Consider the following 11,678-nt stretch of genomic DNA (forward strand, 5'->3'; position numbering starts at 1 on the left):
CTCACCACTCACCACTCACCACTCACCACTCACCACTCACCACTCACCACTCACTTACTTACTCAAAATTTCAAATCCAATATTAACGGTATTACCATTGCCATCAACCAGGGTAAGTATATGCTTGCCTGGCGGCGGGTTTAAAGCCAGCTGGTGGAAATCTTTGGTAGTTCCCATATACTGATCATCCAGGTGCCAGAATATTTTCATGCCCGGCAAGCGGTGTGCTGCGTTACAAATCATCCGTCCGCGGGCACCATCGGCTTCAAGGGGGATGTATATTTTTGCGCCATCCTTGGGGTAAATTATCTCCATAGTATTTCCATTCTCTGTCTGGGCGCAGTCTGCCCGGAAGGGTGGAAGTACATGGTATTGATAATTGCGGGATTTGTAATAATACTCCATAGACGGTGGCAGCACAAACCATTTTTTGTTAAGCATTTGATCTGGTGGTTCGCAATTACCATTTACCTGGTATTGCCCATCGGCAGACAGATGAATAAGCTGGTGATAAGGGCAAACAGGTGCCCTTAAGCCGGTTTTAGGAACCAGCACCTGGTCAATATCCTGGCAGTATTGCCCGGCACGATAGCCGCTTTGCCTGCAAACGTCAATTTTTACCATTTCGCCGGTTGGCATTGCAAACCAGTCTTTTGATGCAGGCAGTAATCTAAAAATCTCGAACAGGGCAGGGGCAGCGGCGTTAATACCGGTTAAACCCGGCCTGCCTTCGCCATCGGTATTACCAACCCAAACACCCACCACGTACCTTGGTGTAACACCAATGGCCCAACCATCCCGAAAGCCAAAGCTTGTCCCTGTTTTCCAGGCCACGCGCTGGCTTGAACTAAATTGCTGCCATAGCATTTCTTCACCCGGCCTCATCACTTCTTCCATGGCTTGGAAAGTACTATAGATAGAAGCCGCATCAAGCAGGCCCGATTTTTCCAGATCAGCTTTCTTAATATCCTGTTTATTATAAACAGGGTTATGAAAATCCTCAGGATCGTAACTACCATTGTATTTATCATAGTGATTAAGCACCCTGGCCATATCCGCATAAGCGCCTGTAAGTTCCCAAAGCGTATTTTCGCCGCCGCCCAATATCAGCGATAATCCATAATGATTTGCCGGTTTGGATAGGGTGGTGATGCCAATTTTGTGCAAAAAGTCGTAAAATTTCTCGAATTTATACTGCTGCAGTAGTTTTACGGCTGGTATGTTCAGTGATCTTGCCAAAGCCTTTGATGCAGGTACAGCGCCATCATACCCCATGTCGAAATTTTCCGGGTGGTAGCCGGCTATTAATGTTGGTACGTCTGGCAGTAAACTGTTAGGCAATATCAACCCATTATGTATTGCGGAAGCATACAATAGTGGTTTTAGCGTACTTCCGGGGCTGCGCGGGGCATCAATCACATCTACATCGCTTTCCATTTGTGGGTCTTCATGATGGGTAATATTACCGGCATAAGCCAGTGTTTCGCCGGTTTCAACATCCAGCACAATAGCGGCTATATTGTTAATGTCGTTTGCTTTTAAAACCTGGTGATGTTGCTCCAAAATATCGTTGACTTGTTGCTGTAGCCCCGAACGAATACTTGTACGAATACGGGTATCGCCCACCGGCTTGGCATCATAATCGTTTTTAAAACGTTGTAATAAATGAGGGGCAAGGGATGGCAGCGGCATGGGCCTTTCAGGAACGGGTTCCAGTTTTGCCAATTCGGCCGTTATACTGTCAATAACACCCTGCTTATATAATCTGTTAAGCAACCTATTTCTTTTGTTCAGCAATGTTTGCCTGTTCCTGCCGGGATGTACTAATGACGGCGCATTGGGCAATACCGCCATTGCTGCCATTTCGCCCCAGGAAAGTTTATCGGGGCTGCGACCGAAATAGCGCCAGGAGGCAGCATCCAGGCCAATAACATTGGTGCCAAATGGCGCATTGCTGGTATAAAGGGCTAATATTTCCTTTTTGCTGTAGGTGAGTTCGAGCCGGAGCGCCATAAAAATTTCCAGTAACTTATTCCAGATGTTGCGCTTGTGTTTGGTAGCCAGCCTTATTACCTGCATAGTAAGGGTACTGCCGCCGCTGGTTATTTTTTTTGAGCTCAGATTTTGTTTGATAGCGCGCCCAAAAGCAAGAATATCAAAGCCAGGGTGGTTTTCAAAACGTTTATCCTCAAAAGCAATGATACATTGTTTGAATTTTTCTGGTACGCTATCATTATAGGGAAAACGCCATTGGCCGTCTTTTGCTATAGATGCACCGAGTAATTGACCCTGATTATCGTCAATTACGTACGAAGTAGGGTTTTTAAATAATGGTTTTGGCAAACAAAACCAAAACAACACGGTTAAAACGAACAGGAATACAAGCAGAAATATTACTTTTGGTTTTTTTAAGCAGATTTTTATCCGTTTTAACACAGTTTGCATTAAATAATATTTTCAATAAAGATATAACTAAGCTTTATATCACTACCATATCCGAAACCGGATTTTTTGATAAACAACGATAATGGGCATACAAAAACTTTCAATTATTATCCCGGCTTATAACGAAGGTAACACCATACATTTAATTTTGAATAAAATTAAAGCGGTTAACCTGACTAATGATATCCAAAAAGAAGTTATTATTGTAAACGACTGTTCAACAGACCACACGGAACTTGCCATTAGTTCATACCAACAATCCAACACGGATGTAAATATCCAGTACTTTAAACACGATGTAAATAAGGGCAAGGGGGCAGCCCTGCACACCGGTATCTCAAAAGCAACCGGTGAATATCTTATAATACAAGATGCTGATTTAGAGTACGATCCGGCTGAATATAACGATTTGCTGAAACCAGTAATAAACGGCTTTGCTGATGTTGTTTACGGATCCAGGTTTATGGGGAGCAATCCGCACCGTATTTTGTTTTTTTGGCATACCATAGGCAACAGGTGGCTAACCTTTGCATCAAACATGTTTAGTAACCTTAATCTTACGGATATGGAAACCTGTTATAAACTGTTTGATACCAAGCTGATACAGGCCATCCCCCTTACCGAAAAACGCTTTGGGTTTGAGCCCGAGGTTACCATCAAAATATCCAGGGTGCCTAAAATCCGAATTTATGAAGTGGGGATTTCTTACTATGGCCGTACTTATGAAGAAGGAAAGAAAATAGGGTGGAAGGATGGCGTGAGAGCTATATACTGTATACTAAAATACGGGCTGTTTAAAAGTAAATAGCTTTAAAAAATAGTAGTAGAATGCACAAATCACACATTTTTTGATAAGTTTATTTCAAAAAAATACAATTTTTGTGCGTTTTTTTTGCAAACAATGCTTACACGGTTTTTAGAATCAATTTAAATGCTGCCGACTTATTAAAACATCATCAATAATTGTTATTGGCGGCGTTGGGCTTTTTCCCAAACAGCACTTTGTGTGGTTGTAAAATACCTGATGATGCCGGCTAATACAGCGTAGTTCATCACACAGAAATAATAAGGGATAAACAATACCTTTATGCGCAACTGCTTTTTCTCCATAATATAACCTAAAAATGCCAACATGTAAAATAGCACCTGGGCAAACAGCAGTAACTGCCATCCGGTTGCGCCGGGTTCACAAGTAAGTACCACATTTAAAATAAAAGACAGGATGAGCAGGAAGGGGGTCACCGTCCACCGCAATACCCGGTGACTAATGTACTGGAACGACAGGATTGGGTAGGGGAAAGGATTAAACAAACTTTTTAACCGCAATATGGATTGCATACCTCCGGCAGCTATGCGGATTTTCCGTTTTAATTCTTCAGTTACATTTGCGGATGCGGTTTCGGTGGCGTAGGCTTCGGGTTCATAAACAATGCGGTAGCCTTTTTCGGCGATCAGCATAGATATCATAAAATCATCCAATACCGTATCGGCCGGTACCGGTAAATAAAGTGACCGCCTTACGCTGAACAGTTCGCCTGCCGCGCCAACAACCGAATATAATTCAGAATCCCACTTTTTAAGTGCCGACTCATATTTCCAGTAAAACCCTTCACCGGCGGCGCTTGCATCGGCATTTTCATCAATATGTACACGTTTTTCGCCGGCCACCGCGCCAACGGTTGGGTCGGTGTAATGCCTGCAAATCTTTATCAGCGCATCTTTGTTCAAAAAGGTATTGGCATCGGTAAAAACTACAGCCTCGGTATCTACAGACTCCATTGCGCGGTGAACGGCAGCTATTTTGCCGGCGCGCTGCGGCTGATGCAAAAGCCGGATCTGGGGATACCCGCCAATAATGTCGGGCGTGCTATCAGATGAGCCATCGGTTATAAAAATAATTTTTAGTTTGCCTACTGGGTAGTTAAGCAGCAAGCTATTAGCAATTTTTTCTTTTATAAAAAACTCCTCATTATACGCCGCCACAACCAGGGTACAGGTAGGGAGTGCGTCCAGGTTTTCGCCTACCGGCTTTTTAGGCCCTCTCACTATTCTTTTCAGTTTAATGATAAAGTATAAAAGAATGCCGTATCCTGCAAATGTGTAAAATACAATAATGAGGCTTAACAGTAAAATTATTTTCATGCTATAGTATTTATAGGATAACCTAAGTTGCTGCTGTTTTTTGAATGGGTAAGATTCCACCACACTGCTTTAAAAAGCATGGGTATAAAAGCGTAATTTTTGTTTTTTATATAAGCTAATACGTTGCGCGGCACCACCAGCAACAGGAAATAAATAAAAAAAAATATTTTTTTGTGAGCAGGGGCATTACGCCGCGTAAACAAAATGCGGTTGCGGTTCATGAAATATTCCTTGAGCTTACTTTTTTTGCCCACGGATATCGATTCTTTATGATAAATCAATGCATCGGTATTTACCCAGGCCTGGTAACCTGTTCTTTTGATCATCTCGCACCAGTCTACCTCTTCATAGTACAGGAAAAAATTTTCGGCCATGAGCCCGGCTTTGTCAATGGCTTCTTTTTTAATCATCATGGCCGCACCATGGCAGTAGGCTGTTGGCCCAATAATATGATTAAACTGCCCCTGGTCTTTTTGCCTTAACCCAATACAACTATTGCGGCATGTATAATAATCCATGGGCGTATAGCCGGCGTATTGAATTAAACCCTTGTCGCTGTAATATTTTATCATGGGCGAAATGATACCTACATCATCAAATGTTTCCAAAGTGTCTACCAGGCCATCTATCAGCCCCGGTGTAAATTCGGTATCGTTGTTAACCAGGAAAATATAATCTCCCGTGGCCTGTTTAATGCCCAGGTTATTACCACCCGCAAAACCCATGTTAGCATCCGACCGGATAGATTTGATATCTGGGTACTTTACCAGCCACCCGGGCACCGGGTTTATTTTGCTGGCATTGTCAACCACAATTATCTCCAGCCTGGCGTAGGTATTCGTTTTTTTTATGGATGACAGTAACTCTTCGGTAACTGCCGGCTGGTTAAAGTTTACGGTTACAACAGATACTTTTTTCATCTATGCTGTTAATGTACCTACTACTAAGCGGCAGTATGGTCATGTGTGGTATGTATAAATTTTTTGTTGGCGCCCTTTAACTTAAATAACAACAACAACATAGTGAAAAATATCAGCGGCAGCTTAAGCGCGGCTTTCAGTAATTGGATGTTAAAGTAGGGGCCTGGTATGGCAGCCAGAATGCCGGCATAGCAGCATAGGGTTGCAAGCGCCCACAATTGCCACGACGGCCCTATACCCGGCGTTAACCACCACAGGAATAAGGAAATGAATAACATAAAAGGCATCAATCCCAGCATCAGCACCCTCGGTAGTATCGACATTTGGTATATTTCGTTAAAATAATCAAAGTTGCCCCGCAAAAATAATTCACTAAAGCCGCTCATGCCGTATTTACGTAACAGGTTAAACTGGGCCGAAAGCCATCTTTTACGCTGTTTTTTAAATACTTCGGGGTTGCTTACCTTCTCATCATATACATATGCTTTTTCGGCATAGGCAACGCCAATTTTCTGGCGGGTAAGTATCAGGCCCATTTCTTTATCAAAGCCGCCAACAGCGTCAATCTGGCCCATGGTTGTCTTGAATAAGCTATATTCCAGCGCCATTCCCGAACCAATAATAGCCGCCGAAAGGTTAAACACCCGTTGCGCCTTCCTGAAAATGTGGTTGTTAATCTCTTCACTTATACCATCAAGCACGGCTACCTTGGTATTGCTGTTTTTGGCTATTCTGTGGCCTTGTACCACCTTTTCGCCTGCCTGCAGGTAGTTGTTTATCTGGTACAAAAAGTCGGGCGCTGCAACGTTGTCGATATCGTAAACTATGGCCGCGTCAAATCCGGGCACCGTATTTTCAATGGCTTTGTTCAGCGCTTTTGATTTGGTGCTGTTTTCAAAAAACACTTCAACAACCTGCAATGGCATCTGCCTTAGCTTTACCAAAGTTTCGGGCTTCAGCGAATCGGCTATGACACATACATGGAATTTATCGGTAGGGTAATCAAGCGTTAAGGCGTTCGCTGCAGAATTTAATAAAATTTCATCTTCTTTGTAAGCGCAGATGTAGATAACAAATTTGCTTAATGAAGTAGCAACGGGAGGATATTTTATAGGTACCAGTTTCCCTAAAACCGAGAAGATAAAAAGGTACAGGCAATATACCCCCAGGTATATAAAAGCCGCCCACATGATTACCGAAGCAACAAACTTAATGATCTCCATTGTTTATTATGTTTTATAACTTTTACTGTATTTTAATAAAAAAGTTGCGTTATTATTGATTTATCGCTTTAAGCTTAAGCTCTAAATTTAGTGCCAAAAGTTTCTCTATTTCAACAACCCTGTGTTCCCATGTGTTTTCGGCGGCCACTGCAAGTCTTTTTTTCTGCAATTCAGGCGTATCATTTAAAGCCTCGTTTATGGCGATGGTAAATTCTCCGGCAGTTTTGCAATAAGCAACAGTATCCTTTGTAAATTCTTTTAAATCGGTATTAAAGTTAGATGATACCGTTGGTTTGCCCGAGCCAAGGTATTCAAAAAGTTTTAAGGGGAATATAGAACTGCTTACCTCATCTTTTTTGAAAGGAATAATAGCTACATCAAAACCTTTTAAAACCGCGGGCATTTGCTCATAAGGCACTGCTCCCGTTAAAAAAGCGTTGGGCCGTTCAAATACCGACATATCGGCATAATTACTATCCACGGGACCTACAAAAGCGAAATTCTTGTCCGGGTTTTGGTCTAATAATTCTTTAAGCAAATTATAATCAACCCGGCGCTCAATATTGCCAAAGTATCCTATTATTGGTTTGCCAATACCCGATAAAACCGCTGCGACAGGCAACTCCGGGTCGAGCGCTTTTTGGCTATGGTTAATGTTTGCCGCGTTTGGAATAAGATGTGAGTTATGATTTAACTTAAGCTTTTTGTTTGTTAATTCTTTGCTGGTGCAAATTACCAGGTCTACTTTTTTAACAATAATGTCTTCGGATATTAAACCATGCCTGGTTTGGTAAACCTCAATCAGCGGATCGACGCAATGGTAAACCGTAAGTAATGGCTTTATTAAATCATGAAAGTTGGGGTAGGTGTAGTTGTAGGAGTTGATGTAAATGTAATCGTTGATGCTAAATTGTTTTATTACCTTTTTTAATCGTGAGGCAACAATCAATTCATTCATTCTTACGGCCAGGCGATATATTTTCCCTTCGGGCAGCATATTAATAGATGGCACCGGCGGGCAAATCACTATTTTAAGGTTGGGTATCTCTGTTTGGATAATGCTATCGGAAGGGGAGAAGAAATGCGGCTTTCTGATTTTAAAAGCCGGTGTATCTTTATACTTCACATAATCCCTCCAGGTAAAGGGCCTGTCTACATAGTATACGTTATTGTTTTTAGCCAGGTACTTTGCCAAAGTGTAGTTTGTTGATTCCAGGCGGCCATCAAACTGCATCTGTGAAAATATGATGATATTACGGTTCCTAAGCTCCATACTAAATTGCCTGTTTACCTGTTCCTGATTTTTTTATACGATGTACTGATAAGTTCGTTCAGTTCAAGATATCCTAAATAAAACATGTCCTTAACAGAAAACTGTAAATGCTTTTTAAGGGCCCAGTAACCAAAAATAGCCCCCGAAAAGAAAGTAAAAATTGATGCTATGGCCACGCCATATAAATTATGAAAAATGAATATCCCGGCAAAATCGGCAAATACATTGATGGTTAACATGATAAAGACTTTTATCATATTTAATTGCGGTTTCCCGATAATATCCAATGTTATCCCAAAAAATCTATCAATAGGAAGCAGCATAACAAAACACATGAATATCCTGAAAATGTTGCCGGCATCAGAGTGCTGGTAACTGCTGCCAAATAATAGGCCAATAATAAGGTCGGCCAGTAAAAAGGAGAGTATAGCTACAGGTATCAGGGCGATTGTAAGCATTCCTGCGTATTTTTTCATAATATAGGCTACATGCTTTTTGTCGTCGCGATGTACCGAGGCCGACATAACAGGCAATGCCGTAGCGATAAAGGCCCTTAAGGGGATCTCAAATATTTCCATCAGCCTTTGCGGGATATAATATACGGCCAGTAATTGAGGCGGGAACATCATTTTAATGATAATGGTATCTGAACTGCGCAGCAAATAGGAACTGATTGATGTGCCAACACTATATTTGCCAAAGTGTGCCATCTCTTTTATTGATGCCCAGCTTTTACTACCCATTGCTTTTATTTTTGACCAGCCGGTAAAAATTGCAAGTAAGCTGCTGATAATACTATTTAAGCAATAGCAATAAATTGAATTTTGTAAACTGATATAACCAGATAAAATAAGCAATAATATAAAAAGAAAAAAGCCGCCCTGGTTAATTAACTGCACCAAAAACAGCCTGTCAAAACGTTGTTCGGCTTGTAATATCCAGGTGGTTATTGTAGTTGGAAGCGAGCATAGATAAACGATGCCAAGCCATTTTGTTATCAGGAACATATTAGGGTTTGCGCCTGTGTACGAAAGAATAAAAAACAATAATAAATTACCTAACCCAAAAGTAACTACTATAGTTAAACCAATATACCAGGCAGATCCTGCTATGTTCGCTGCCCTTTGCGGGCTGGCGCCGGCATAGTATTTTATAAGTGATGTCTGTAAAAAGCCGGTCCTGAACGTATCGGCAAGGTTAAATACCACCAGGAAAAATATGTAATCGCCAAAGTCGGCTTTCGAAAGATGGCGTGCCATTAAACCCAGTATGGCCATACCCAAAACAGGCATAATAGCGTTGCTTGCTAACGAAAGTGTATGCTTATTAATAAGCTTTTGTATAAACCGCATGCTTTGTTTTGTTACGCCTTTTCCCAACAATTTGTTGTGAAATTGTATTTTTTTATAACTTTTGCCGGGTTGCCTACCACTACCGAATAATCGGGTATATTTTTGGTGACAATGCTGCCCGCGCCAATTATAGCGTGCTTGCCAATAGTTACGCCCGCGGTGACCACGCAATTGGCCCCAATCCAAACATTATCCTGAATGATTATTGGTTTGGTAACTACTTTTTGCGCCCGCGGAGGAAGTGTTACATCTTCGTACCCGTGGTTTAAGCCCGAAATAACAATGTTTTGGGCCAGCATTACATAATTGCCCATGGTAACCGGGCCAATGATTACATTACTGATACCGATGCCGCAATTGTTGCCTATGATAACATCACCAACACCATTATTGATGGTTGCAAAATCTTCGATAATGCTTTTACTGCCTAACGAGAATTTGTTAAATGGAAAAACATCCAGCCGCGCATAGTACCTTACCACTGCCCCTTTGCCGCGCGGATAATAAAATGGCGTAATAAACCAGCGTACCCAACGCCTTGGCCTCGATTCGCCGGTTGGTATCAGCATCCAGTGAACTAATTTTTTTAACCTTGGGTTTGTTTTTATGGTGGTTATTATCGACATCGGCTCAATTCAATTCGGTTAATGCTGTTGTATTTGGATTACTACCGGTTACTATGGCTTTTTGTTGTTCCAGGTCTAACCGCATGCAGGCAACAATAATGGCAATAGATAAGTAAAAAATAATATTGGATGGATATTGTACAATGGCCTGTTGCGGAAAATTGCCTATGTTAAAAGCAAATATAACCAGCACCATGGCCATGCAGTAGTTTTTAAGCCTGGGGTTTTTAATCAGGAAAAAGAAATTAATACCGTTTTTTAATACCACAAAAAACAGGGTACAAAACAACAGAAGGCCTATCCAGCCCATCTCGACAGCTACGCGTACGTATCCGCTGTCGGGCGGAAATTTGGCCAGCATAGAATTGGGGGCGAAGCGCCGGCCCCAAACACCCACCGACCCCAGACCGCCACCTATTGGATGCGATAATATATATGGCTTTATTTTTCTTTGATTTTCGGCCCGCACATTATACGATGCATCTTTAGATGGGCTAAAAGCCGATTGGAACCTTTTTATCGCCGGGTTTGAAGTGGGCATTACAATCAAAAAAGCAAGTATTAAGCCGGCAACAAGGGTGCCGATAAGTACCTTGCGGTTAAAATTCAGCACAGCCAAAATAAGCAATGAGGCCGGCAACAAAACGTAAGCGGCCCTGGTGCCCGAATAAAGCATCACGGTGAGAAAAAATATGGCCATACAGCCCAGGATTATTTTTTTGCGGATATCTATATTGCTCATGATGAGCGCGATACAAAGTAAGGCGCCAATAACCATGTTATAGGAGAATGTAACCGGATCAGAAAAAATACCCGATTTGCGCATGTGGCCGTTTATAAACAACAAACTTACGCGCTGCGGATCGGAGTAAAGCCATTTTTTTTCAAACGATAGAAAACCAAATTTCTCCTGTTGAAATGCCGAAATGGCGGCAATAACATCGAGCACAAGCCACAGCTTAAACAAATATTTTATAAAACCAACCGTACGAATGTGATAAACAAACACAAAATACATGAGCATAATAAAGCCAACTGTACGTACAGTATAAATCCAGGCCAGCACCGATGCAGCAGATGGGTTGGCTACCTCAAGCAGGTTGTATATCAGCCACAATATAATTACAATACTGATTGGGTTTTTAAAATAACTCCAGTCGTTTTCGCTTTTTTGTTTGATAAAAAAGCCCAGGATAAGCAAATAGGTTATAGCATCAAGTAAAGTGCCTATAGGTACCTGTGCGGGCAAAAATTCCGAAATGTAGTTGATAAAAAACGACGCTACTATAAGTACCGTTACCCCAAATTTTGGATAGGCAACAATACCAATCAAAATAGGTACGCCTGCAATAAGGGCCATAATGGCGCCTGCGCCAATAATGCCAAGCTTATAAACAACAACGCTTACAAACAACGCGGCGAGTACTAAAAATATAAGCACAAACGGGTTTGAAAACTTTTGGTGCAGCAGCCTTTTTCCAAATGCTTCGTTCACGTTAGTATTGTTGGTTGTTTCGCGCTGCATCTGCTATGGCCAAAGGTTTACAAAAACAAAATTTTAATTGCCCATACAAATACGCCGATAAAGGCTATTGTGATTGCCGCTTTGCGCGACTTGTTTTGAAGCGGTGTTAAATCTTCAAATGGGTTTCGCTTTGCTTCAATGGGATCTATTCTCATAATACTACTAAAGCTAA

The 11,678-nt window shown here is 41.6% G+C and carries 9 protein-coding genes; 1 reads left to right on the top strand and 8 read right to left on the bottom strand.

Annotated features, from left to right (window positions below; all coding sequences use genetic code 11):
- Window positions 1-54 precede the first annotated feature (54 nt).
- A complete protein-coding gene (gene pbpC, locus BMX56_RS17390) occupies window positions 55-2,445 on the bottom strand; it encodes a penicillin-binding protein 1C (protein WP_090650803.1) in 2,391 nt (796 codons plus the stop codon).
- 82 nt (window positions 2,446-2,527) lie between these two features.
- On the opposite strand from pbpC, the gene BMX56_RS17395 reads away from it, so the two are divergent.
- On the top strand, window positions 2,528-3,253 hold the full coding sequence (locus BMX56_RS17395) for a glycosyltransferase family 2 protein (RefSeq protein ID WP_090650804.1): 726 nt from the start codon (window positions 2,528-2,530) through the stop codon (window positions 3,251-3,253).
- A gap of 158 nt (window positions 3,254-3,411) precedes the next feature.
- Here the strand turns inward: BMX56_RS17395 and BMX56_RS17400 are convergent, their stop codons facing one another.
- From BMX56_RS17400 to BMX56_RS17430, 7 genes are read right to left on the bottom strand one after another with little or no spacing between them, the layout of a single operon-like run.
- A complete protein-coding gene (locus BMX56_RS17400) occupies window positions 3,412-4,587 on the bottom strand; it encodes a glycosyltransferase family 2 protein (RefSeq protein ID WP_090650807.1) in 1,176 nt (391 codons plus the stop codon).
- On the bottom strand, window positions 4,584-5,507 hold the full coding sequence (locus BMX56_RS17405) for a glycosyltransferase family 2 protein (protein WP_090650810.1): 924 nt from the start codon (window positions 5,505-5,507) through the stop codon (window positions 4,584-4,586). The genes BMX56_RS17400 and BMX56_RS17405 overlap by 4 nt, the downstream gene beginning before the upstream one ends.
- Before the next feature lie 23 nt (window positions 5,508-5,530).
- Window positions 5,531-6,730 carry a glycosyltransferase family 2 protein gene (locus tag BMX56_RS17410; protein ID WP_090650812.1) on the bottom strand — a complete coding sequence of 400 codons (1,200 nt, stop codon included), beginning with the start codon at window positions 6,728-6,730 and terminating at the stop codon, window positions 5,531-5,533.
- Window positions 6,731-6,782: 52 nt separating this feature from the next.
- On the bottom strand, window positions 6,783-8,003 hold the full coding sequence (locus tag BMX56_RS17415) for a glycosyltransferase family protein (protein WP_090650815.1): 1,221 nt from the start codon (window positions 8,001-8,003) through the stop codon (window positions 6,783-6,785).
- A gap of 14 nt (window positions 8,004-8,017) precedes the next feature.
- Window positions 8,018-9,355 (bottom strand): lipopolysaccharide biosynthesis protein, encoded by a 1,338-nt coding sequence (locus BMX56_RS17420; RefSeq protein ID WP_143065462.1) that lies wholly within the window; start codon window positions 9,353-9,355, stop codon window positions 8,018-8,020.
- An 11-nt stretch (window positions 9,356-9,366) separates the two neighbouring features.
- Complete coding sequence (locus BMX56_RS30610; RefSeq protein WP_090650823.1) at window positions 9,367-9,981, bottom strand: acyltransferase; 615 nt, start codon at window positions 9,979-9,981, stop codon at window positions 9,367-9,369.
- Between the two features lie 4 nt (window positions 9,982-9,985).
- Window positions 9,986-11,506, bottom strand: coding sequence for an O-antigen ligase family protein (locus BMX56_RS17430; RefSeq protein WP_090650825.1), 1,521 nt, complete (start codon window positions 11,504-11,506; stop codon window positions 9,986-9,988).
- Window positions 11,507-11,678: the final 172 nt, after the last annotated feature.

It is taken from the genome of Mucilaginibacter sp. OK283, from assembly GCF_900110415.1.
In the GTDB taxonomy this organism is placed as follows: domain Bacteria; phylum Bacteroidota; class Bacteroidia; order Sphingobacteriales; family Sphingobacteriaceae; genus Mucilaginibacter.

Coding starts and splice junctions, on each gene's coding strand:
- BMX56_RS17430 (WP_090650825.1), bottom strand. CDS start 11,506: ATGCAGCGCGAAACAACCAACAATACTAACGTGAACGAAGCATTTGGA.
- BMX56_RS30610 (WP_090650823.1), bottom strand. CDS start 9,981: ATGTCGATAATAACCACCATAAAAACAAACCCAAGGTTAAAAAAATTA.
- BMX56_RS17410 (WP_090650812.1), bottom strand. CDS start 6,730: ATGGAGATCATTAAGTTTGTTGCTTCGGTAATCATGTGGGCGGCTTTT.
- BMX56_RS17420 (WP_143065462.1), bottom strand. CDS start 9,355: ATGCGGTTTATACAAAAGCTTATTAATAAGCATACACTTTCGTTAGCA.
- BMX56_RS17415 (WP_090650815.1), bottom strand. CDS start 8,003: ATGGAGCTTAGGAACCGTAATATCATCATATTTTCACAGATGCAGTTT.
- BMX56_RS17405 (WP_090650810.1), bottom strand. CDS start 5,507: ATGAAAAAAGTATCTGTTGTAACCGTAAACTTTAACCAGCCGGCAGTT.
- pbpC (WP_090650803.1), bottom strand. CDS start 2,445: ATGCAAACTGTGTTAAAACGGATAAAAATCTGCTTAAAAAAACCAAAA.
- BMX56_RS17395 (WP_090650804.1), top strand. CDS start 2,528: ATGGGCATACAAAAACTTTCAATTATTATCCCGGCTTATAACGAAGGT.
- BMX56_RS17400 (WP_090650807.1), bottom strand. CDS start 4,587: ATGAAAATAATTTTACTGTTAAGCCTCATTATTGTATTTTACACATTT.